The sequence below is a fragment of the Ornithinibacillus scapharcae TW25 genome (assembly GCF_000190475.1).
GTDB lineage: Bacteria > Bacillota > Bacilli > Bacillales > Amphibacillaceae > Ornithinibacillus > Ornithinibacillus scapharcae.
In genome coordinates this window covers 1-23,027 of record NZ_AEWH01000047.1, presented here as the reverse complement: position 1 = coordinate 23,027, position 23,027 = coordinate 1, and the positions used below count along the sequence as shown (strand labels likewise).

General features: G+C 37.5%; 20 protein-coding genes, 1 pseudogene, 1 riboswitch and 1 other annotated feature. Of the genes and pseudogenes, 12 read left to right on the top strand and 9 right to left on the bottom strand.

Features of this window, described 5'->3' with window-relative positions:
* Nucleotides 1-5: 5 nt before the first annotated feature.
* Both G5W_RS0112515 and G5W_RS0112510 read right to left on the bottom strand, forming a co-directional pair.
* Nucleotides 6-383, bottom strand: a complete 378-nt coding sequence (locus G5W_RS0112515; protein WP_010097125.1) for a hotdog fold thioesterase — start codon at nt 381-383, stop codon at nt 6-8.
* Nucleotides 384-426: 43 nt separating this feature from the next.
* Nucleotides 427-1,371 carry a 1,4-dihydroxy-2-naphthoate polyprenyltransferase gene (locus G5W_RS0112510; RefSeq protein WP_010097124.1) on the bottom strand — a complete coding sequence of 315 codons (945 nt, stop codon included), beginning with the start codon at nt 1,369-1,371 and terminating at the stop codon, nt 427-429.
* 222 nt (nt 1,372-1,593) lie between these two features.
* Here G5W_RS0112510 and G5W_RS0112505 point away from each other — a divergent pair, with 222 nt between their 5' ends.
* The 10 genes from G5W_RS0112505 to G5W_RS0112455 all read left to right on the top strand — a co-directional run bounded on the left by G5W_RS0112505 (nt 1,594) and on the right by G5W_RS0112455 (nt 11,613).
* On the top strand, nt 1,594-2,976 hold the full coding sequence (locus G5W_RS0112505; protein ID WP_010097123.1) for an isochorismate synthase: 1,383 nt from the start codon (nt 1,594-1,596) through the stop codon (nt 2,974-2,976).
* 5 nt (nt 2,977-2,981) lie between these two features.
* Nucleotides 2,982-4,727: a 2-succinyl-5-enolpyruvyl-6-hydroxy-3-cyclohexene-1-carboxylic-acid synthase gene (menD, locus tag G5W_RS0112500; RefSeq protein WP_010097122.1), complete on the top strand. Its 1,746-nt coding sequence runs from the start codon at nt 2,982-2,984 to the stop codon at nt 4,725-4,727.
* A complete protein-coding gene (menH, locus tag G5W_RS0112495; protein WP_010097119.1) occupies nt 4,724-5,530 on the top strand; it encodes a 2-succinyl-6-hydroxy-2,4-cyclohexadiene-1-carboxylate synthase in 807 nt (268 codons plus the stop codon). Before menD ends, menH begins: the two co-directional genes overlap by 4 nt.
* A 66-nt stretch (nt 5,531-5,596) precedes the next feature.
* A complete protein-coding gene (gene menB / locus G5W_RS0112490) occupies nt 5,597-6,415 on the top strand; it encodes a 1,4-dihydroxy-2-naphthoyl-CoA synthase (RefSeq protein WP_010097117.1) in 819 nt (272 codons plus the stop codon).
* A gap of 155 nt (nt 6,416-6,570) precedes the next feature.
* Nucleotides 6,571-8,025 (top strand): o-succinylbenzoate--CoA ligase, encoded by a 1,455-nt coding sequence (locus G5W_RS0112480; RefSeq protein ID WP_010097113.1) that lies wholly within the window; start codon nt 6,571-6,573, stop codon nt 8,023-8,025.
* Nucleotides 8,026-8,085: 60 nt separating this feature from the next.
* On the top strand, nt 8,086-8,406 hold the full coding sequence (locus G5W_RS0112475) for a hypothetical protein (RefSeq protein ID WP_010097111.1): 321 nt from the start codon (nt 8,086-8,088) through the stop codon (nt 8,404-8,406).
* Nucleotides 8,407-8,547: 141 nt separating this feature from the next.
* Entirely contained in the window at nt 8,548-9,051 is a 504-nt protein-coding gene (locus tag G5W_RS0112470) for a hypothetical protein (protein WP_029191115.1), read from the top strand.
* 24 nt (nt 9,052-9,075) lie between these two features.
* On the top strand, nt 9,076-9,537 hold the full coding sequence (gene ytkD / locus G5W_RS0112465; protein WP_010097107.1) for an RNA deprotection pyrophosphohydrolase: 462 nt from the start codon (nt 9,076-9,078) through the stop codon (nt 9,535-9,537).
* A gap of 186 nt (nt 9,538-9,723) precedes the next feature.
* Nucleotides 9,724-10,839: a DNA polymerase III subunit beta gene (gene dnaN, locus G5W_RS0112460; protein ID WP_010097105.1), complete on the top strand. Its 1,116-nt coding sequence runs from the start codon at nt 9,724-9,726 to the stop codon at nt 10,837-10,839.
* Nucleotides 10,840-10,863: 24 nt separating this feature from the next.
* Nucleotides 10,864-11,613, top strand: a complete 750-nt coding sequence (locus tag G5W_RS0112455) for an aminoglycoside phosphotransferase family protein (RefSeq protein WP_010097103.1) — start codon at nt 10,864-10,866, stop codon at nt 11,611-11,613.
* A 29-nt stretch (nt 11,614-11,642) separates the two neighbouring features.
* Here G5W_RS0112455 and G5W_RS0112450 read toward each other — a convergent pair whose 3' ends face one another.
* The 4 genes from G5W_RS0112450 to pckA form a co-directional block, all read right to left on the bottom strand.
* Nucleotides 11,643-12,449, bottom strand: a complete 807-nt coding sequence (locus G5W_RS0112450) for an ABC transporter permease (RefSeq protein WP_010097101.1) — start codon at nt 12,447-12,449, stop codon at nt 11,643-11,645.
* A gap of 27 nt (nt 12,450-12,476) precedes the next feature.
* Entirely contained in the window at nt 12,477-13,253 is a 777-nt protein-coding gene (locus G5W_RS0112445) for an ABC transporter ATP-binding protein (RefSeq protein WP_010097099.1), read from the bottom strand.
* An 11-nt stretch (nt 13,254-13,264) separates the two neighbouring features.
* The gene (locus G5W_RS0112440; RefSeq protein ID WP_010097097.1) at nt 13,265-14,260 is read right to left on the bottom strand and encodes an ABC transporter substrate-binding protein; all 996 of its coding nucleotides are present in this window, start codon (nt 14,258-14,260) and stop codon (nt 13,265-13,267) included.
* Between the two features lie 382 nt (nt 14,261-14,642).
* Entirely contained in the window at nt 14,643-16,229 is a 1,587-nt protein-coding gene (gene pckA / locus G5W_RS0112435; protein WP_010097095.1) for a phosphoenolpyruvate carboxykinase (ATP), read from the bottom strand.
* A gap of 210 nt (nt 16,230-16,439) precedes the next feature.
* Nucleotides 16,440-16,545: riboswitch (SAM riboswitch) on the top strand.
* 119 nt (nt 16,546-16,664) lie between these two features.
* Here pckA and metK point away from each other — a divergent pair.
* Nucleotides 16,665-17,861, top strand: a complete 1,197-nt coding sequence (gene metK, locus G5W_RS0112430) for a methionine adenosyltransferase (protein ID WP_010097093.1) — start codon at nt 16,665-16,667, stop codon at nt 17,859-17,861.
* 56 nt (nt 17,862-17,917) lie between these two features.
* On the opposite strand, the gene G5W_RS0112425 is transcribed toward metK, so the two are convergent.
* Complete coding sequence (locus tag G5W_RS0112425) at nt 17,918-18,445, bottom strand: gamma carbonic anhydrase (RefSeq protein ID WP_010097091.1); 528 nt, start codon at nt 18,443-18,445, stop codon at nt 17,918-17,920.
* A 12-nt stretch (nt 18,446-18,457) separates the two neighbouring features.
* A complete protein-coding gene (mnmM, locus tag G5W_RS22265) occupies nt 18,458-19,024 on the bottom strand; it encodes a tRNA 5-(aminomethyl)-2-thiouridylate-methyltransferase MnmM (RefSeq protein ID WP_010097089.1) in 567 nt (188 codons plus the stop codon).
* A 162-nt stretch (nt 19,025-19,186) separates the two neighbouring features.
* Nucleotides 19,187-19,403, top strand: a binding site (T-box leader).
* Nucleotides 19,404-19,449: 46 nt separating this feature from the next.
* On the opposite strand from mnmM, the pseudogene leuS reads away from it, so the two are divergent.
* Nucleotides 19,450-21,859 (top strand): annotated as a pseudogene (leuS, locus tag G5W_RS22260) (leucine--tRNA ligase).
* A 41-nt stretch (nt 21,860-21,900) separates the two neighbouring features.
* Here the strand turns inward: leuS and G5W_RS0112410 are convergent.
* Entirely contained in the window at nt 21,901-22,659 is a 759-nt protein-coding gene (locus tag G5W_RS0112410; RefSeq protein WP_010097085.1) for a hypothetical protein, read from the bottom strand.
* Between the last annotated feature and the right edge of the window lie 368 nt (nt 22,660-23,027).

The window sequence follows — 23,027 nt, the reverse complement described above, 5'->3', positions numbered from 1 at the left end:
CTTTTTTAGGGTACAACACCGACAGTGCATCTCGATACACAGATTAGATTTTCATCTTCATCAACAATATTAACTTCCCATACCATAAATGATCTTCCGATATGGACAGGCTTTGCCTTTGCCGTAACCACACCATCTCGTTTGCTTTTTACATGATTCGCGTTAATTTCAATTCCAAAGACATGAAATTTATCCAAATCAACATGGAGGCAAGCACCAATGCTGGCTGCTGATTCCGCAAGTGCTACACTTGCCCCGCCATGTAAATACCCAAGTGGCTGATGTGTTCTTTTATCAACAGGCATGGTCATGACTACTAAATCCTTATCAAGGGATACCGTCTCTATTCCGAGGGACTCCATTAATGTATTACTTAATTCCATCTATACTCTCCCCTTTAGTAATAATTGGTTCAATCTGTTGTTCTTAGATGAAATAATGAATGAGTAAGGAAATACCTAATAAAAATCCATAAATAGTATTTGTTTTTCCGGTTAGTACCATTGCAGGCATCATTTCTAATGGTTTTGTTTTGCCCTTAAACCCTTTTACTACTTTTATTGCAGGTATTACTGCGATTAAAGTAATGAAGGACCATAATGGTAGAATTCCGATAATACAGAGGTATACGGTGTAGTAAAAGGCAATAAAGAATAAAATTCCTAGGAAACGAACAGCATTCTTTCTTCCAAGTAGAATTGCTAGTGTTTTTCTTCCGCCTTTTTCATCGCCATCTAAGTCTCGTATATTATTGGATAACATAATACAGCCAATTAAAATCGCTACAGGAATGGATACAAAGATAACTAAGCTATTGATTGTTCCTGTTTGGACATAATAACTAATTCCTATTATAACAGTACCCATTAAGAAACCTGAAAATAGTTCGCCGAATGGAGTAGTAGAAATAGGCAGTGGTCCACCTGTATATAAATAACCGAATAACATACAAACTAACCCAATTACAGCAATCCACCAGCTAGAAACCATGCAGATATAGATACCTAATACTAAAGCAATAGCATAGAAAATAAGTGCTAATCGTAGAACAGTTTTAGGATGAATACCATCACGGACAATTGTGCCACCAATGCCAACAGATTCCTCCGAATCGAGTCCTCTAACATAATCATAGTACTCATTGAACATATTGGTAGCAGATTGTATCAACATAGATGCAATTAACATTGCTAGAAATACGAGTATGTTAAATTTCGTATCATTAACATTTAACGCATACATACTCCCGACAAAGACAGGAACGAACGATGCAGTGAGTGTATGTGGTCGAAGTAAACGCCACCATACTTGAAAGCCATCACGTTCATTTAAGGCTTTTTTTATATGATCTTTATCTGTTGTTGTTACCATATTTTATCCCCTTATTATCAATATCATATTAAGTTTAGGCAAAATGTGTTGGTGTGTCAACGAACTAGAGGCCCCAACTAGGAAGATATATGAAAAAACGGATAAAATAATTGTTAAATAGTAACAATATGATCCTAGTTTAGATACTTGATTTCTTGAGAAACTATCCAAAAGGGACTAGAATAAGAGTTGGACTATTATGTACTAACGGAGGAAAATCAAATGATAGAGGTTAAAGAGGAGACATTTGAAACAACTTTAAGGAAAGTTCTTCAAAGCTTAAAGCCCTCTGAATCAAAACTTATTAGTTTTACGAAAAGAATAGAATCCATTAATCCTCTTCATTTTTTTGAAGCGGGATATTCTCTACATATGAATCGTACTTTTTGGATGAGCACTATTGATAACTTTGCTGTAGTAGGGATCGGGAATGCCTATTCCATCAATCAAGACAAGGCCGATATGCGAGAACTCCAAGAACAATGGAACACTTTATTACAGGAAGCTATTACAATCAACCCTTTTTCTGTACCTGGTACAGGGGTTATTGCAATTGGTGGCATGGACTTTGATCCACGTAAGCCAAAGACGCCTTTATGGGACCATTTCTCTTCGAGTGAGTTACGTATACCAAAGTTTTTATTAACGGTAAGACAAGGTGATTCCTATCTAACTTCGAATGTCTATGTGAACGGAAATGACAGGGTAGCATCCATTTATGAAGAATTGATGGAAATAGAAAGGGAATTATTATCACCGAATGAGAAGGAGGAAAATATCCCAACAATACTTCGTCAGCAAGAAATTCAACCTATTAAGTGGAAAAACACGGTGAAACTAGCAACGGAAACGATGGCAAATGGACAGGCTGAAAAAATAGTCTTGGCACGTGAGTTGCGTTTGGATTTCGAAGAAAGGGTTCAACTTACTGATATATTACAAGGTTTACTAGAAACCCAACCGACAAGCTATATCTTTGCCTATGAGCAAGAAGGTGATTGTTTTATAGGGGCAAGTCCCGAGAGACTTGTAAAGGTAGAAAATAATCAACTTCTCTCTACTTGTTTAGCAGGTACTGCACCAAGAGGACAGAGTGAAATAGAAGATGAAAAAATTGGTTATCAGTTACTACATGATAAGAAAAATTTGGAAGAGCATGATTTCGTTGTCCAGATGATAAAACAATCGATAGAGGAATTTTGTGATGACTTGCAAATACCTGATAAACCAATCCTTTATAAGTTACGGAACTTGCAGCATTTATATACACCTGTACGTGGGTTACTTAAAGAGGGTTATACCATCTTTGATGTCGTAAAAAAACTCCACCCAACTCCTGCCCTAGGTGGGGAACCAAGAGAAGAAGCATTATCGTTTATTCGTGAATATGAACATTTAGATCGTGGGTGGTATGGTGCGCCGTTCGGTTGGATTGATAGCAATCACAACGGGGAGTTTGCTGTAGCCATTCGGTCTGGGCTGATTCAAGGGAACAAGGCTTCCTTATTTGCCGGATGTGGCGTTGTAAAAGATTCAGATCCGGAAGCAGAATTTGTGGAGACAAGTATTAAATTTTTACCAATGTTGACTGTCCTAGGAGGATAACCGTCATGGAACATATCGAAAATCTAACAAGGTACGTAGCAAACTTTGTAGATGAATTATCAAAAAGTGGATTAACAGATGTTGTCATCTCTCCTGGTTCCCGCTCTACTCCGCTAGCGATGACGTTTGCTGAGCATCCAGATATAAAAGAGTGGGTGGTACTAGATGAACGTTCTGCTGCTTTTTTTGGCCTTGGTTTAGCAAAACAAACCAAGCGTCCTGTTGCACTTGTCTGCTCATCTGGAACGGCTGCAGCTAATTACTTTCCAGCAATTGTTGAGGCCCATCAAAGTAGAGTACCACTAATAGCGTTAACAGCAGATCGTCCCCATGAACTGCGGGATGTTGGAGCTCCTCAGGCAATTGACCAATTAAAGCTTTTTGGAGGTTATGTCAAAGATTTTCATGAAATGGCATTACCAGAAGCTACTGATGAAATGCTGAAATATGCTCGGACAAGAGCAGCTCGTGCGATACATCAAGCAATATCAGGTAATCCGGGTCCAATCCATCTGAATTTTCCGTTTCGCGAGCCGCTGGTCCCAGACTTTTCTTTAAAAAACGTCTGGGGTGAACCAATACGGGAACCGTATACGATATGGCATCAAGGGAAAAAGAAGCTCTCAGAGGAATTTGTGAAGCATCTTGCAGATAGATTAACTTCTACCAAAAAGGGAGTCATCGTTTGTGGTCCGCAAGTAGATTCAGATTTAGCGGAAGCTGTAGCCTTATTTGGGGAAAGCTATGGAATCCCTATCTTGGCAGATCCGCTTTCACAGCTTAGATCGGGTCCTCACTCTACCAAGAATATTATCGAGGGTTATGATGCATTTCTCAGAGGTGGGAAAATACGTCAATCATTAAAGCCAGATTACATCATTCGTTTCGGAGCAATGCCTGTATCAAAAGCTTTCCTTTTTTATGTGAAAGAGAATCCAGACATTACGCAATTTGTTATTGAAGAGGAAACTGGTTACCGTGAACCGGTCGGTAATTCATCTGAGTTTATTTTTACAGACCCTATAGCCTTCTGTTCCGGTTTAGTAGAAGCAAATAATCATTTCCAAATGGAAGAAACAGAATGGTTACAGCAATGGAAGAGATTAAATGAAATTGCTAAAAGTCATTTATTAACGGCTTCTGACGAAGAACTAACAGAGGGTGAGGCTGTGAAGCAGTTGATGGAGGTAATACCTGACCATAGTAGTCTATATGTAGGGAATAGCATGGCCATTCGGGATGTGGATACGTTTTATATGACTGGAGAAAAAGACCTAACTATATTAGCGAACCGTGGAGCAAATGGAATTGATGGTATGGTATCCAGTGGAGTTGGAGCAGCAGCATCCGGAAAGCCTGTAACGCTGTTATTAGGTGATTTATCCTTTTACCATGATATGAATGGGTTGTTGGCTGCGAAACATTACAACCTGAACATAACTATTTTAGTTGTGAATAATAATGGTGGTGGAATATTCTCCTTTTTACCGCAATCTGCAAATGAGAAACATTTTGAAGCGTTGTTCGGTACTCCATTACACATTGAATTTGAAAAGGCTATTGAAATGTATCAAGGAAGCTATTATAACCCGAAAAGTTCGAATGAGCTTAAAGAGGCACTGCTAGCAAGTTATAAGGAGCAAGGATTGTCCGTGGTGGAAGTGAAGACGGATAGGAAAGAAAATCTTCTATGGCATCGAGCATTATGGCAGAATATCGAAGAAGAGATTCTGAAGACGGTGATTGATTGAAAAAGTTAATTCGTGATTCAAGTTACTGGTATGAAGTACATGGGGAAGGGGAAGCCCTAGTATTGCTTCATGGATTTACAGGAAGTACCCAAACATGGAACCATATTATACAAACCTTCCGATCAAGCTTTCAAATTATTGTGATTGACTTGCCTGGCCATGGAAAAACTGTTTCTCATTCACCCATTTCGATGGAACAATGCTGTACTGATATACGGACCTTGTTAGTAGAGATAGGTATCGATTCTTGTCACATGATTGGCTACTCTATGGGTGGTAGAACAGCTCTATCATTTTCCATGCTTTACCCTGATATGGTAAAGTCGCTAGTGTTGGAAAGTGCTTCTGCAGGACTAGACTTAGAAGAAGATCGCCATAGCAGAAGAACGAATGATGAAAAATTAGCACAAAAGCTCGAACGAGAAGGTTTAGAATCATTCATTGATTTTTGGGAAAGTATACCATTATTTGAAAGCCAAAAGAATTTGTCACTTGAAACTCAGAACGAGATTCGGAAGGAGCGACTCTCGCAGAATGTAGAAGGATTAGCGATGTCCCTCCGCTCGATGGGGACAGGTAGTCAACCTAGTTGGTGGCCAAAACTTTCCCTGTTTAATAAACCTGTGTTATTAATCGCTGGAGAACTAGATTCTAAATTTGTTTCTATTAATAAAAGAATGCACGAAGCCTTACCACAAAGCCAATTAACGATTGTTAAACAAGCAGGTCATGCAATTCATGTGGAACAACCGGAGTTTTTTGGTAAAATAATAGAGATGTTTATTTTTGTAGATAGAAAGTAACTTTTTATCTACAAAATAATTTGTTAATACCGTTCCAAAATACATAATGAATTTAGGAGGAGTAACATGACTGTAAAATGGGAAAAAGTCCGTGACTATGAAGAAATTATTTATGAGAAATATAATGGTGTTGCTAAAGTTACCATTAACCGTCCAGAAAAACGCAATGCATTTACACCTTTAACGGTAAATGAGATGATCGATGCGTTCGCTGATGCGCGTGACGATTCTTCTGTTGGAGTAATCATTCTAACAGGTGCTGGAGATTTAGCATTCTGTTCTGGAGGAGACCAGTCAGTTCGTGGACATGGAGGGTATGTAGGATCTGACCATATTCCTCGTTTAAATGTTCTTGATTTACAACGTTTAATCCGTACAATTCCAAAACCAGTCATTGCAATGGTAGCTGGATATGCAATTGGAGGGGGACATGTTCTTCACGTTGTATGTGATTTAACCATCGCTGCTGATAATGCGAAGTTCGGTCAAACTGGTCCAAAAGTTGGTAGCTTTGATGCCGGTTATGGTGCAGGTTTACTAGCTGAGATGGTTGGACAAAAGCGTGCTCGTGAAATTTGGTACCTATGCCGCCAATATGGTGCTGAAGAAGCGTATGAAATGGGTCTGGTTAACAAAGTAGTACCTTTAGAGAAGTTGGAAGAAGAGACATTACAGTGGTGTGAGGAAATTTTAGAGAAATCACCAACAGCCCTACGATTCTTAAAAGCTTCCTTCAATGCGGCTACAGACGGCTTAGCAGGATTACAGCAAATGGGTGGAGATGCTACTCTACTTTACTACACAACTGATGAAGCAAAAGAAGGAAGAGACGCATTCAAGGAGAAAAGAAAACCAGACTTTGATCAATTCCCACGTTTCCCTTGATTTTATATGGAGTATGAGTAATGATACCGCGTATCAACTCCATTTATAAGGTGAAGATACACGAAAATCCTGATAAAGTTCATCAAAAAACAAACAGAAAACATGAAAAAACCTTTGCGAATAGCAGAGGTTTTTCTTTCAAATGAGGTGTTAGTATGGGAGAAGTCATCCCGCATTGGTTGTCTAAGCAAGCATTTCTTTCGCCCGACCAGCCTGCCATGGAGCAAGTGGATGGAACAATGATTACGTTTCAACAATTGAAGGAAGAAAGTCAAACCTTTGCAAAAAAACTAGCAGCAGTCGGTATTAATAAAGGGGAACACATTGCGATTTTGTCCAATAATAATGTGCAAATGATTATTGCTATTCATGCATTAAGCTATCTTGGGGCTGTTGCAGTTTTACTTAATACGAGATTGACATCAGAAGAATTAAACTATCAAATAAGTGATGCAGATGTTAAGGCTATTATCTATCATGAACAGCTATCAGAACAGACGAAAGCCCTTCTTGCAGATATTAAGAAAAGCTTCAAAGACGTTGAAGCAGAACATGAAAAAAATATCCAGCTAGTATCTGAGCTAAATTTAGACGATCCGTTTACGATAATATATACTTCTGGAACAACAGGATTTCCAAAAGGAGTCATCCATACGTATGGAAACCATTGGTGGAGTGCTATTGGGTCAGCATTAAATTTAGGAATATCAGACAGGGATAAATGGCTAGCTGTGCTACCATATTTCCACGTAGGTGGACTTTCCATATTTGTTAAAAGTGTCATTTATGGGATGCCTGTTTATGTAGTAGAGAAATTTAATGAGCAAATTGTATTGGATGCAATAGTCAACCGCGGAGTTACGATAGCATCAGTTGTGACAGTTATGGTTCAACGATTGTTAGACTCATTAGGGGAAAATAGTTTTCCAGAACATTTCCGTTGCATGCTCCTTGGTGGGGGACCAGCACCAGTACCATTATTGGAAAAAGCGAATTCTAAAAATGTCCCTGTATTTCAATCATTTGGAATGACGGAGACCTCATCTCAAATCGTAACGCTTAGCCCGAGAGATGCTCTACATAAAGTTGGCTCTGCAGGGAAAGCGTTATTCCCAGCTCAAGTGAAAATTCAACAAAGTGAACCAAATCAAATCGGAGAAATCCTAGTAAAAGGACCGATGGTGACAAAGGGATACTATAATCATACAAAAGCAAACGAAAATAGTTTTCATGATGGATGGTTACTAACTGGAGATTTAGGTTATGTAGATGATGAAGGGTTCTTATATGTTGTTGATCGTCGTAAAGATTTAATTATCTCAGGGGGAGAGAATATTTATCCTTCTGAGATTGAAAGTGTATTATCTGGTTTTGAAGGAGTTAAGGAAATTGGAGTTACAGGTAAGAAAGATGATTATTGGGGACAAGTTCCAGTTGCCTTTATAGTACCTCATCATAAACAAGTCAAAAAAGAGGATATCCTCACATATGCAAAGGACAAATTAGCAAAGTATAAACTTCCAAAAGAAATATATTTTGTAGATAGTTTACCTAGAAATGCTTCCAATAAACTGGTCAGGGCCAATTTGCTCGATCTAATGGATGGATAGAATACTTCTGCATACATGCTTTTCCTATTTTAAGACAAATTAATCATAGGAGGTGTATGTATGGAGAAGAAGAAATATTATGTAGAAATAGGTAGTGGAGAAATTTCACAAATTAAATATCAAAATAACGACAGTTTTACAATCTATGCAACGGATGATGAAGTAACGATGCTACGAGCAAGATTTAGAAATATGGACGGTTCTGCAAATGATAGTTTTTGGAGAGCACACGTCCCTATTATGCCTTATCATCATGATAGGCCAAATGATCATTATGATAGTGAGATGGTCGATGTATATCGAATGTTGTATGAATTAGGCGATGAAACGACAAAAAATCATATTGAGAGTATTGGTATTTTGGGAGATAATCATATATAAGAGAGTATGGGAATAGGATAGAATATCTTATTCCTTTTTTCTGCAAGAAGATATATATTTTGGCGTTGGGAGTCTATAGAGGTTTAGTGGTAGTAGATGAGAGGTAATAATAAAGAGTAGAATCTATTAGGGGGAAATAGATTGATGAGACTTATCTTTATCCTTATTATACTTGGAATATGCGCTATCTTAGTCGTACCATCTTTTGCAAATTCAGATCGTCCAATGGAACAAGGAATGCCGATTCAGGAAATGCACCAATTAATTTCTCAAGATGAAATTGTTAATCTGACCGATGAATTTATGAATATCCTCGTTCAGGAAACAGATGAAGATTATCAAGTGAAAGCGTATGAGGATAAAGCATCTTTACTACAAGCATTTTATCATATTACAACAGAAGAGGTTGTCAAACCATATGTTGACACTTATTATTATGAGCAAAATGGGGCACTATATATTATTCCAACGGAAACACCGCCATGGTTTGATAAACAGAATGACTATGATGTGTTACAATTAGAAGAGAATAAGATTCTGGTGAAGCAAGAAAATCAATCTGACTTATATGGTGCCTACCGGATTGATTTAGAATTAACTTATGCAACGCCGGGATGGAAAATCACAAAAATAACACATCACTGATGATTAGTAAAAGGTAGCTGACATATGTTCACATTTCTAGATTTTTACAAAAATGAGATTCAACTTTCATTCGATGATCATCCCTTTTCAAAAGAGCCAAAACACGTATGGGTAATCTGCCGTTACCAAGATAAATGGTTGTTGACCAAACACAAGGATCGCGGCTTAGAATTTCCTGGAGGTAAGGTAGAAGAAGGGGAAAGTGCGGAAGAGGCTGCACATCGAGAGGTAATGGAAGAGACTGGTGGTACTATAAAAACTATCCGTTATATTGCCCAATACCACGTAGCTGGAAAAGCGGGTCATGTAATAAAGAATGTTTACTTTGCTGAAATCGACAGATTGGAAGAGCAAGAAACATATTATGAAACATATGGGCCTGTATTAATTGACGATATTCCTAAAGATGTTAAGCGCAATAAAAAGTATAGCTTTATTATGAAAGATGATATATTAACAAATTGTCTTCAAAGATTAAATCGATAATATTAATTTTAAACACCTCAAATTGGGGTGTTATTTTTTGAAAAATATTCTACTTTACATGCATTCTTTGTTATAATTTTACTAATTGTGAAGCAATTCAACAGCTAAATGATAGTAATAATAATACTAGTTGCAGAAAAGGATGATATTCTAATTGCGACTAAAATGAAAAGTGAGGATACATAAGTGGAATTTAAAATTAGTAATGACATTCTGCAAAAAGCAATAATCGAAGTGAGTAGAGTGGTCTCTTCTAACAGTTCTAGTCCCATATTATCGGGAATTAAAATCATTGCAGAAGCAGAACAATTAATTATAATCGGGGGGAATTCCGATATTACAATAGAAAAGGTAATTCCGATGTCGAGCGCGTTAAAAGTCTATCAAACTGGCTCTGCTTTGGTTTCGGGAAAACTACTTGGAGAGTTAATTAAAAAGCTACCAGGCAATATCTACATGAAAGTGGATAATAATCAATCCGTAATCGTTCAATCAGGTGAAATCATCACGAAATTAAGTAATATGGACCCTGAGGAATATCCAAAACCAACTCTTTATCTTGAAGGGGAAAGACTACGTATACCTAGCCAAGTAATAATGGAATTAATTCGCTATACAGTATTTGCCACCTCAAAAGCAGAAACAAAACCTGTACTAACAGGAGTTCATTTCCATTTTCTAAAAGATTATCTTACTTGCATTGCGACAAATTCACAAAGGCTCTCGCTTAAAAAGCATATAATCAATACGGAGTTAACGGGTTCCTATGTGATTCCAAGAAAGGCACTTGTAGAAGTAGGAAGATTAGCAGGGAATCAGAAGGGCGTAATGGAGATCTTTTTTACGAATAATTCGGTGGTATTTAAAACAGATTCGCTCACGTTATACTCGAAGTTGATAGATGGAAAATACCCTGATGTGTCTAGCCTACTGTCCCAGGAAACAAGTACTACGATAATTGTGGATAGACATCTATTGTTAAAGGGTGTTGAAAGAGCGAGTATTTTTACGAATGAATCTCGAAATAACAATATTACGTTACAAATAGAAGGGAAATCAAAAATTAAGATTTTATCTGGTTCTTCTTTAGCGGGACAACTTGAAGAAACTCAAGAATGTAAAAGTATTTCAGGATTGGAAGAATTAACGGTTACGTTGGATGCTAATTATCTCATGGAGGCATTACAAGTGATTGATAGGGAAGAAGTGACGTTAAGCTTCCATGGTTCTTTAAAGCCAATTCTGATTTATCCAATCGGAGATGATAGTCACATACAACTGATTTCTCCTGTTAGATCATAATAAAGAATAGATAGGAGGAGAAATGTGAATCCTGATACGTTAATAGGGAAAGGAAATACAGCAAATATCTATCTCGTGGGAAATCAGATTCAAAAGGTATTTCATGATCGTTTTACGGTAGCAGAAGCTACCTATGAAGCGAAAAAACAGATAATCGCTTTTGATAATGGATTAACTGTACCAAGGGTATTAGACGTAACGACTATCGAAAATAAAGCTGTAATTATTATGGAATACATAAAGGGAAGGACACTTGGCGAATTACTCTTGGAAGATATTGATAATGCCGAGTATTATCTAAACATCGCAGTGGACATTCATATGCAGATCCATTCGATTGAAACAACTTCATTGGAGAATATGAAAGACCGATTAGAAAGTAAAATTGAAGGCGCACCTATTTTGCAGCCATCCCATAAGCGTATACTTATGAAACATTTAGAACAGATGCCTCTCAGAACGAAGCTCTGTCATGGGGACTTTCATCCGTTTAATATAATTATGGGTAAAGAGGGAAGTACGGTTATTGATTGGGTAGATGCAAGTAGTGGGGATAAACATGCTGATGTTTTTCGAACATATCTGTTATATTCGCAGCATTCTATTGAATTAGCAGAACAATATGTAGCTATTTATTGTGAAAAAAGTGGCTTACTAAAAGAAGAAATTTTCGAGTGGGCGCCGATTATTGCAGCTGCAAGATTATCGGATAAAGCATCTACAGAAGACATAGAAAGACTTCTGAGGATAGTAAATGATTTCTATAACATGTAAAGAGCAAGGGTTTTCCTTGCTCTAATAAATTAAGTCGTATGTTTAATTAACCATTTTTCTAATCTTTCCACGACCTTATACATAATGGCGGCAAATATGGCTATTAGGATTAATGCAGACATCACTAATGAGAAATCAAACACCTGGAATCCGTATACAATCAGGTATCCTAAACCTTCTTTGGATACTAGAAATTCTCCGACAATGACTCCGACCCAAGATAATCCTACATTAACCTTAAGTGTGGATATCATAACTGGTAGATTGGCTGGAAATACTGCAGATTTAAAACATTGCCATCTAGTGGCCCCAAAGCTGAGTAGAACTTTTTCATAGTTTGGGTCAACCTCACGAAATCCGGTGTAAACAACAATAGTGGTTATAATAACGGATATGATAGCCCCCATTGCGATGATAGAAATATATCCGGGTCCTAAAGCAACAATAATAATTGGCCCCAGTGCTACTTTAGGCATTGCATTTAGAATAACCAGGTAAGGATCTGCTATTTTCGAAAACCTTGATGACGACCAAAGTAAAGATGCAAGAACAATACCGAGTAATGTTCCGATAATAAACCCTAATAATGTCTCAAATAGTGTTACAAACGTATGGGAAATCATGGATCCATCCGAGAATTTCTGGATTAAGAGATTGTATACTTTGGATGGGGAACTAAATAGTAGAGGGTCAATCCAGTTTTCTCTACTAGCAAGTTCCCATAATCCAAAGAAACCAACTAAGATAAAAACTTGCCATCCCATTACAACTCTTTTTTCTCTTTTTAACCTTTGTTGGTGCTTCTCGAATATGTGGCTATCTTCTTTTATAGGCATTACAATATCTCCTTTCCATAGGAGGTGTTAAACCGTTTGTGGTTCATTTTTATTTAACTCCTCCCATACTTTATCAAAAAGAGATTGGTATTTCGGATGTCTCCGAGCAAGAAATGGCATCTCATTACGCAATTCAATTGGTACCTCAAATATTTTTGCGATAGAGCCTGGATTTGCACTCATGAGTATGATTCGATCACTCATTGCGATCGCCTCTCCGATATCATGGGTAACTAAAATTGCTGTCTTTTGATAGGCATGTAGCAACTTGAATACTAAGTCTTCTAATTTAAGCTTTGTTTGGTAATCAAGTGCGGAAAAGGGTTCATCTAATAAAAGAATCTTAGGGTCTGTGATAAGGGTACGAACTAATGCAACTCTTTGACGCATCCCACCTGATAGAGCAGAAGGATACTTATCTTCCACATCTTTTAGTCCAACTTCTTGGAGAAGTTCTTTAGCCTTATTAATCCGATCACTATCCACATTATCCTGGATGATAGGTCCTAGAAGTACATTATCCAGAATGGTCTTCCAAGGGAAAAGGTAGTCTTGTTGAAGCATATAGCCAATGGCTAGTTCGGATTCCGTGATTGGTTTATTTTCCAGTAATACTTTACCTGAAGTATGCTTCATAATTCCTGATACAATAGACAAGATGGTTGACTTACCGCATCCACTTGGTCCGAGTAAAGAGACAAACTCTCCCTCTTTAATAGAGAATGATATATCCTCCAGTGCTTTCGTGTAATTATTTTTAGTAAAATAATGATGTGTCACATTTTCTAAGGTTAGAAAGGACATATTTTCCCTCCTTACTTATTGATGACGTCCTCTGCTATCTCTGTATTTACCAATTCATCATAAGAAATTTCGCCTTCAGGTAGCTCACCTGCTTCTTGCATGATAGTGGTCAAATTGTTCCACTCTTCTTCATCTAATATTGGATCTGTCGCAAAGGAACCCTGACTCTTATAACGCTCGATTGATGAAGTGAGAATATCAATATCGATATCTTCAAAGTATTTTGCTATCGTTTCTGCGATTTCAGTGGAATCTGTTTCATCTACCCATTGCTGTGCTTTATAGATTGCTTTTGTGAATTTCTCAATATTTTCCTTGTTGTCTTGTATATAGCTTTGTTTTGCCATAAATACAGTATATGGGACATGGCCTGACTCTTCCCCGAAAGATGCTATAACATGGCCATTGCCTTCTTTTTCAAACACACTCGCTGTAGGCTCAAATAGTTGAACATATTCGTAGTCACCAGACAGGAAAGCACCAGGAATATTCGCAAATTCTATATTTTGATGTAGAGAAAGATCGTTATGAGGATCAATCTCATGTTGCTTTAAAACATATTCCCCAACCATTTGGGGCATACCGCCTTTACGTTGACCTAAGAAGTTGGAGTCCTTTAAGTCTTCCCATGTAAAATCAGGATGTTCTTCTTTTGCAACAAGAAAGGTTCCATCAGTCTGTGTTAACTGTGCAAAATTAACGGCAAAATCCTTTGAATCTTGAGCATAAACATAAATGGAAGTCTCGGAACCTACTAAAGCAACGTCAATCCCATCAGATAAAAGCGCAGTCATCGTTTTGTCGCCACCCCAGGTAGTTTGGAGCTCTACATCCAAACCTTCCTCTTCAAAAAATCCTTTTTCAATTGCTACATATTGTGGTGTGTAGAACAGAGATCTGGTAACTTCTCCTAATTTAATGGTTGTATTTTCACTGCTAGAATTACATGCAGAAAGAAATAAAAGCCCAATACAGGAAACCAAAGCAAAAATCTTAAACCTTCTCATTCTTTTCGACCCTTTCAACCTGATGAATTTTTAATAGACAGGAATTTAATCATCATTCCTGTTTAGCGTTGGTTCGGTATTTGTTAGTTCCAAATGGTGTAGAAATTAGTAGGATGTATCGTTTATTTATTAGAATTAATACCTTAATTCTTGGTAAGTTTTCTAATCAACACAGTTTATGCGTAGTGAAAAAGATGTGTGAATGCCTATATAGAAAAATGGCGCAAAAGAAAAAAACCGACCTTGAATGGTCGGTTTTGAAAGAATAATAGCCGGTTACTACAACTATTACATCTATAAAAACCCTCTTGGGATGAGGACAAAATAAAATGAAACCTATTCATTATCAATCAACTGAGACACGTAGGAGTTTCATTAGACATTATTTAAATAGTGGACCAGCAGCAGCTATTTCTGCACTCACATCCGAAAATTTTCTGAAGTTATCATGAAATTTTTTAGCAAGAGCTGTAGCTTGTTCCTCGTAAGATTTTTGGTCCTCCCATGTGTTTTTCGGAATTAGCACATCATCTGGAACACCGGCAACATGTGCAGGAATATCTAAACCAAAGATCTCATCTTTAATCGTTTCTACGTTATTTAATTCTCCTTCTAGTGCTGCATGTACCATAGCTCTAGTGTAGGAGAGCTTTATTCGACTTCCTACTCCATAGGAACCCCCAGTCCAGCCGGTATTGATTAAAAACACATTTGTGTTATATTGGTCAATTTTTTCACCAAGCATCGATGCGTAAGTAGCAGGTGGTAATGGAAGAAATGGTGCACCAAAGCAAGCTGAGAAAGTAGCTTGTGGTTCCGTGACTCCGCGTTCTGTACCAGCGAGTTTACTAGTATATCCACTTAGGAAATGGTACATAGCTTGTTCCTTCGATAACTTGCTAATAGGAGGTAATGTACCAGACGCGTCTGCTGTTAGGAAAATAATCGTGTTCGGATGTCCGGCAATACTCGGGCTAATAATATTATCAATATGCTCTAATGGGTACGCAGCGCGCGTGTTTTCCGTTAACGTAGTATTATCGTAATCCGGCTTACGAGTGTAATCATCTAATATGACATTTTCTAAAACAGAACCAAATTTAATGGCGTTGTATATTTGCGGTTCTTTTTCCTCTGAGAGGTTGATACATTTTGCATAACAACCACCTTCAATATTAAATACACCGCTAGAGCTCCAAGCATGCTCATCATCCCCGATTAGTCTACGATAAGGATCTGCTGATAGGGTTGTTTTCCCAGTACCAGATAGACCAAAGAATAAAGCAACATCTCCTTCATTCCCGACATTAGCTGAGCAGTGCATCGATAGAATGTTTTGTTCAGGTAGTAGAAAATTCATAATCGAGAAAATAGATTTTTTAATTTCTCCTGCATATTCTGTACCACCAATGAGAATAATTTTATGCTCAAAGGATACAAGAATAAATGCCTCCGAGTTTGTCCCATCTCTATCAGGGTCTGCTTTAAAGGTTGGAGCAGAGATAACCGTAAATGATGGTTCATGAGTAGTTAATTGTTCTTCAGTAGGGCGAATGAACAATTGCTTCGCAAATAGATTATGCCATGCAAATTCGTTAATAACTTGAATAGGAAGTTGGTAGTTTTGATCAGCACCTGCAAAACCATTGAATACGTAAACTTCATCTTTTTCTTTCAGATGTTGGATTACTTTCGTATATAATCTTTCAAAAACTTCTTCCTCGATTGGTTGATTAACATGACCCCAATCTACTTTACTTTCGGATATGGAATCCCTTACAATAAATTTATCTTCTGGTGAACGACCTGTGTATTTGCCGGTAGTTGCAAGCACAGCGCCTGTATTGGATAAGACTCCTTCATTACGTGAAAGTACTTTTTCAACTAATGTCGCGACGGATAAGTTTTTCAATACATTGTTTTGAGATAAGAGTTCTTCCAATAGAGAAGTTTTTATTACTGTATTCATTAAAATTACCTTCCTTTTTAAGAATTTAATTGAAGATAGATTCCTATTCATACATTAATTCTTGAAATTAATTAATAGTATAACACATTATGATTAATAGTCCATACTATTTATTATTTTTTATTGTATTATATTTTTTATATTCTGTGACAGTAAATTACGGTTGACATAGGACATTTGATTCGGTTAACCTACAATAGAGCGGATACTCTCTTATTCAGAGTCGGCGGAGGGACAGACCCGATGAAGCCCAGCAACCTCACGTAAGTGAAAAGGTGCTAACCTGATGCAAGGAAAATACCTTGAACAATAAGAGTGAAAGGCTGAATAACCCTTTCCTCAAATACAGAGTAGGAAAGGCTTTTTTTGTTGGTTTGCATATTATACTGATGAAATAGAGTTCCGTACCATGTTTATAGAGGAGGATTTAGCCATATGGCTAAAAATCGTCGATTATTTACATCTGAGTCTGTAACAGAGGGACATCCCGATAAAATCTGTGACCAGATTTCAGACGCAATCTTAGATGAAATTTTAAAAAATGACCCAGTAGCCCGAGTTGCTTGCGAAACTACTGTAACTACAGGATTAGTTTTAGTAGCAGGAGAAATTACAACCTCTACCTATGTCGATATTCCTGCAGTCGTTAGGCAGACAGTAAAGGATATTGGATACACCCGTGCAAAATATGGTTTTGATGCAGATACTTGTGCCGTCTTAACAGCTATTGATGAACAATCACCTGACATCGCTGAGGGGGTTAATCAAGCTCTAGAAGCACGACAAGGAAAGATGACGGAAGGGGAAATCGCTGCGATAGGTGCGGGGGACCAAGGTCTAATGTTTGGTTATGCTTGTAATGAAACAGAAGAACTAATGCCACTCCCAATCTCATTAGCACATAAGCTTTCCAAACGTTTAAGTGATGTTCGTAAAGACGATACGCTTGCATACCTACGTCCAGATGGAAAGACACAGGTAACCGTAGAGTATGATGAAGATGACCGTCCAATTCGAGTAGACACCATCGTTATTTCTACGCAGCATTCTCAAAGTGCTACATTAGAACAAATTGAAAAAGATCTGATGGAGTATGTAATTAAACCAGTTGTTCCTTCAGAATTACTAGATGAAAGTACTAAATATTTCATTAATCCAACTGGTCGATTTGTAATTGGTGGACCACAAGGTGATGCTGGACTTACTGGTAGAAAGATTATTGTAGATACGTACGGTGGATATGCGCGCCATGGAGGCGGGGCATTTAGTGGAAAGGATCCAACTAAGGTAGACCGTTCAGCTGCATATGCTGCTCGTTATGTAGCGAAAAATATTGTTGCAGCTAAGTTAGCTGATTCCTGTGAAGTGCAACTTGCCTATGCGATAGGCGTAGCAGAACCAGTTTCCATTTCTATCAATACCTTTGGTACAGGTATTGTTAGTGAGGAAAAGCTTGTTAAAGCGGTGCGAGATACTTTTGATTTGCGCCCAGCAGGAATAATCCGGATGTTGGATTTACAACGCCCTATTTACAAAGATACTGCAGCATATGGTCATTTTGGTAGAACAGATGTTGATTTCCCATGGGAAAAAACAGATAAAATCAATGACTTAGTAGCGGCAACAAACTAAACAGCTAAAAAAGTGGACCTATCTGATAAAGATGGTCCATTTTTTATATATGAATATTAAAACGTTAAACCTAGATCTGTATGATTCTTATAGTACTGCCCCTTTTCTACATAAGAATTTCGTACACGTTCCATTTCTTTATAGTCATCCTCGGTTAGTTCGCGGACAACTTTTGCAGGTCTCCCCATTGCTAATGTGTGCGGTGGAATTTTCTTGCCAGGTGGAACGAGGCTCCCCGCACCTATAAAAGCATTTTCTCCTATTTCAGCTCCATCTAAGATAATAGAGCCCATACCAATTAACGCATTTTTCCTAATAACTGCAGAATGGAGAGTGACTTGATGCCCTACTGTTACATCATCCTCCACGATAAGTGTATGATTAGGGCTTTGATGGAGCATAGATAAGTCTTGTATGCTAACACGATTACCTATTCTAGTTGGGGCAACATCTCCACGAATAACAGTCTTAAACCAAATGCTTGACTCTTCACCTATTATGACATCCCCTATAATCACAGCATCTTTAGCAACAAATGCGGTAGGATGGATAGTAGGTGTAATATTATAGTAATGATGAATCACATAAATTCCCCCTTAATTACTTTTTGTGTATGGCAATAATAAATGGTGGATTATTTTTTGGTTTATAAAACCATACTGTAGCACACTATATTTCTTTTGATCTAATGAGATAACATGTTTTAAAATAGTGTTCTTTTCTAACTCGCCACCTTCGTGACCATAGTAGACAACGAGAATGATACGGCCATTTTCTTTTAGAAATTGGAGAATCGTATCAATAGCTTCTATGGTAGACTCCCCCTTTGTGATTATGGTTTTGTCACTCTTCGGTAAATAACCTAAATTAAAAATGGCACCACCGATCTTACCTTCTAGATCTTTTGATAAATAATTCTTGATGTTAGCATGGCTATCTAATACGAGCGAAACATTCGAACAATTATGTTCTATTAGAAGTTGGTCTGTATTATCAATCGCTTGCTCTTGGATATCGAATGCAATTACTTCTCCAGTTTCACCAACTAGTTTACTTAAAAACAATGTGTCATTTCCATTTCCGCATGTTGCATCAATTACTGTTTCTCCAGAAAAAATAACTTCTTCTAATAAATGATGGGAATAATTTAATATACTTTTCATGGTTGATCTCCTTACCCTAAATCAATCTATAGTTAGGATAGCATGGAAGAATGGGAAACGGAAATCAAATGTCATGTACATACTAGTTTCTGGTATCATATGTTATAAAAAATGAATATCTTGACAAAACTAGCAGTATTCATTAGAATTCAATTTAAATATTCAAAAGCGATGCGAAGGAGTAGTAGTAAGATTAATCAGGTCAAGAGAGACAATGGTTGGTGTGAATTGTCCCTGAAAGATTACGAACTCGCCTTCAATGCTACAGGAGTGAAACGAAGTAGTTCCTGTCGTGAATCCGCGTTAAGGATACAAAGTGAACGAAAATGATTCGTTAATTTGGGTGGTACCGCGGGAAATACAGCTTCTCGTCCCTTTTTTGGGATGAGAGGCTTTTTTTATTTACTATTTAAGGAGGATAAAAGATGAGTTTTAATCATCATGAAATCGAGAAGAAGTGGCAAAAGCATTGGTTAGAGAACAAAACTTTCAAGACGGATACATCTTCTGATAAGGAAAAGTTCTATGCACTGGATATGTTCCCGTATCCATCTGGAGCAGGGTTACACGTGGGGCATCCTGAGGGTTACACCGCAACGGATATCCTATCGAGGATGAAGCGGATGCAGGGGTATGAGGTACTTCATCCAATTGGATGGGATGCATTTGGCCTTCCTGCTGAACAGTATGCACTAGATACTGGAAATAGCCCAGCAGAATTTACACAACAAAATATCAATACCTTTAAGAGACAGATTCAAGAGCTTGGCTTCTCATATGATTGGGACCGAGAGATTAATACCACCGACCCTAATTACTATAAGTGGACGCAGTGGATTTTTACAAAGCTTTACGAAAAGGGACTTGCATATATAGATGAAGTGGCTGTTAACTGGTGTCCTGCTCTTGGTACTGTCCTCGCTAATGAAGAGGTTATTGACGGTAAGAGTGAACGTGGTGGGCACCCAGTAATTCGTAAGCCTATGAGGCAATGGGTATTGAAGATCACTGCGTATGCAGACAGACTTCTGGATGATTTAGAAGAGGTGGATTGGCCTGAGAGCATTAAAGATATGCAACGAAACTGGATAGGTCGATCAGAAGGTGCAGAAGTAACTTTTAATATTGATGGGCATAGCGAAACATTTACAGTATTTACTACACGGCCAGATACATTGTTTGGTGCAACATACGCTGTATTAGCACCTGAACACCCATTTGTAGAAAAGATCACTACTCCAGAACAAAAAGAGGCGGTACAAAACTATATTAATGAAATCCAAACGAAGTCTGATCTTGAGAGAACTGACCTTGCGAAGGATAAGACAGGTGTGTTCAGTGGTGCTTATGCAATTAATCCAGTGACACAGGAGAAAATGCCGATTTGGATTGCAGATTACGTTCTAATGTCTTATGGTACAGGCGCTATTATGGCAGTTCCTGCTCATGATGAGCGAGATTACGAATTTGCGACTACATTCAATCTGCCAATTATCGAAGTCGTCGCTGGTGGGGATGTAACAAAAGAAGCGTACACAGGTGATGGTGAACACGTTAATTCAGATTTCTTAAATGGGCTAAATAAAGAAGAAGCTATTACAAAAATGATTGCTTGGCTGGAAGAGAAGGGAGTAGGTACGAAAAAGTTACGTACCGTTTGCGTGACTGGTTATTCTCTAGACAACGTTATTGGGGTGAGCCGATTCCAATTATTCATTGGGAAGACGGAACAATGACAACAGTTCCTGAAAAGGATTTACCTCTTGAACTACCCGTTATGACAGAGATCAAACCATCAGGAACTGGAGAGTCACCATTAGCAAATAGTGAATGGGTTCATGTAGTGGACCCAGTAACAGGAATGAAAGGACGTCGAGAAACCAATACGATGCCACAATGGGCAGGTAGCAGTTGGTACTTCTTGCGTTATATTGACCCTAACAATACGGAAAAGATAGCAGATCCAGAGCTTCTTGAAAAATGGCTACCAATTGATATATATATTGGTGGTCAGGAGCATGCTGTACTACATTTGCTTTATGCTCGTTTCTGGCACAAATTCTTGTATGATATCGGTGTAGTACCAACAAAAGAGCCATTTATGAAGTTATATAACCAAGGAATGATTCTTGGAGAAGGCAACGAAAAAATGAGTAAATCAAAAGGGAATGTCGTCAATCCTGATGATATTATTCATTCTCATGGTGCAGATACACTACGTCTATATGAAATGTTTATGGGACCACTAGACGCTTCTGTTGCTTGGTCAACAAATGGTTTAGATGGTGCAAGACGATTCTTAGATCGGATTTGGCGTCTGTTTATAAACGAAGATGGAAGTCTATCTAGTAAAATAGTTGATACTACTGTTCAAGAACTGGAAAAGGTATATCATGAAACGGTGAAAAAGTAACGGTGGACTTTGAAAACCTTCATTTCAATACAGGAATCTCTCAAATGATGGTCTTTATTAATGAAGGCTATAAAGCAGAAAAGATTTCAAAAGAATATGTCGAAGGTTTTGTAAAACTTCTATCTCCAGTGGCGCCACATATTGCGGAGGAATTGTGGAGCCGTCTCGGACACACAGAAACAATTAGTTATGAAAAATGGCCAGCATACGATGAATCGAAGTTAGTAGAAGACGAAGTGGAAGTTGCTATTCAGGTAATGGGTAAAGTACGTTCTAAAGTGATGGTAGCAAGAGATATCTCTAAAGATGAACTAGAAAAAATCGCATTAGAAGACCAAAATATCCAAGAATGGATTGAAGGGAAAACAGTACGAAAAGTAGTAGTCGTGCCTGGCAAGCTAGTTAATATTGTTGCAAATTAATAGGGATAGGCTCTCTCATAAAATATGGAGAGAGCCTTATTTTAGTTACTTGGCATCCATTTTGTTTGTAACAGAATCCATTTATCTCGATCATAATACCACAAGGATTCAACGGTACCTAATCGGTCTGCATGATAAGCTCCGCTTACTTGTTGATAACTTTTAAGTCCATATCCTTTGCTTTTACTAATGAATACTGGTTCTAAAAAAGCTATCGGATCAACCATAACAGAAGTGTCTTTGAGTAGTTTACCATCCTGACTATAAATCCCGAGTCTAATATAATCAGCCCTACGTTTACTCACTTCTACAATCTTTTTTTCTATATCGGGTGAGATAGTAACTTCTATTTTAAAGTTATCAAGAAACTTACCTTTAACAAATGGCTGTTCAGGTAAAGGTATTTCCGAGAGTTTATTCTTAACTAAGGTATGTAAGTGGAATTGATATAGACCGCCACTTCCTCCGGTTGCGCTTTGAAAGAAGATATCATTGACTTTGTCATGGTTTAAATCAATGAATTTAAGCGTTGGATCATAGCCCCCCATATAGGGTATTTCCCAAGTTTGATTTTCTGAAGAAGTAATAATCGCCTTAATATCTCGATAATAATTGGAATCAGGGGAGAATAATATCCCTTTCAGTTCTATTATTTCTTTCAGGCCATTACCAGTTATATCTTCTTCATATGTTTTAATTATTTTTAGCTCAGAATCAGATTTTTCTTTTGCGAATATGGTGTAATCATCCGTATGCCCTATTAAAAATAGGAATAAAAAAGTAACGGCAAACTTCTTCATATTATCTCCTCTTTTTCTAATGGTGTAATCATATCGTATGTAATCTATTTAATGCTATTCAGTATAGCGAGTATTATTAATGATCCATTTTATTCTGTGCTATAAAATTAAATTAAAAAAATCGTTGACTAATGAATAGAAGGAGCGTAATATAAATTTTGCTGTCTCGTGGAGACATAATTGACGACTAAATAAATAAACAATATTTCTAGTTGACATAATCTTAAGGGCGTGATATATTATTTTATGTCTCTGATACATGGTTATCTAATTGAGTTAAATGCTTGATGAAAAAACTTGTTGACATAATCAAGTTTTTGTGATAAGATATAATAGTTGTCGCAAAAAAAGCGAATAAATGATTTTGC

What these genes read in the sequence shown, in the direction of transcription:
- G5W_RS0112515 (WP_010097125.1), bottom strand. Translation starts at nt 383, where the DNA reads ATGGAATTAAGTAATACATTAATGGAGTCCCTCGGAATAGAGACGGTA.
- G5W_RS0112510 (WP_010097124.1), bottom strand. Translation starts at nt 1,371, where the DNA reads ATGGTAACAACAACAGATAAAGATCATATAAAAAAAGCCTTAAATGAA.
- G5W_RS0112505 (WP_010097123.1), top strand. Translation starts at nt 1,594, where the DNA reads ATGATAGAGGTTAAAGAGGAGACATTTGAAACAACTTTAAGGAAAGTT.
- menD (WP_010097122.1), top strand. Translation starts at nt 2,982, where the DNA reads ATGGAACATATCGAAAATCTAACAAGGTACGTAGCAAACTTTGTAGAT.
- menB (WP_010097117.1), top strand. Translation starts at nt 5,597, where the DNA reads ATGACTGTAAAATGGGAAAAAGTCCGTGACTATGAAGAAATTATTTAT.
- G5W_RS0112480 (WP_010097113.1), top strand. Translation starts at nt 6,571, where the DNA reads ATGGGAGAAGTCATCCCGCATTGGTTGTCTAAGCAAGCATTTCTTTCG.
- G5W_RS0112475 (WP_010097111.1), top strand. Translation starts at nt 8,086, where the DNA reads ATGGAGAAGAAGAAATATTATGTAGAAATAGGTAGTGGAGAAATTTCA.
- ytkD (WP_010097107.1), top strand. Translation starts at nt 9,076, where the DNA reads ATGTTCACATTTCTAGATTTTTACAAAAATGAGATTCAACTTTCATTC.
- G5W_RS0112450 (WP_010097101.1), bottom strand. Translation starts at nt 12,449, where the DNA reads ATGCCTATAAAAGAAGATAGCCACATATTCGAGAAGCACCAACAAAGG.
- G5W_RS0112445 (WP_010097099.1), bottom strand. Translation starts at nt 13,253, where the DNA reads ATGTCCTTTCTAACCTTAGAAAATGTGACACATCATTATTTTACTAAA.
- G5W_RS0112440 (WP_010097097.1), bottom strand. Translation starts at nt 14,260, where the DNA reads ATGAGAAGGTTTAAGATTTTTGCTTTGGTTTCCTGTATTGGGCTTTTA.
- pckA (WP_010097095.1), bottom strand. Translation starts at nt 16,229, where the DNA reads ATGAATACAGTAATAAAAACTTCTCTATTGGAAGAACTCTTATCTCAA.
- metK (WP_010097093.1), top strand. Translation starts at nt 16,665, where the DNA reads ATGGCTAAAAATCGTCGATTATTTACATCTGAGTCTGTAACAGAGGGA.
- mnmM (WP_010097089.1), bottom strand. Translation starts at nt 19,024, where the DNA reads ATGAAAAGTATATTAAATTATTCCCATCATTTATTAGAAGAAGTTATT.
- G5W_RS0112410 (WP_010097085.1), bottom strand. Translation starts at nt 22,659, where the DNA reads ATGAAGAAGTTTGCCGTTACTTTTTTATTCCTATTTTTAATAGGGCAT.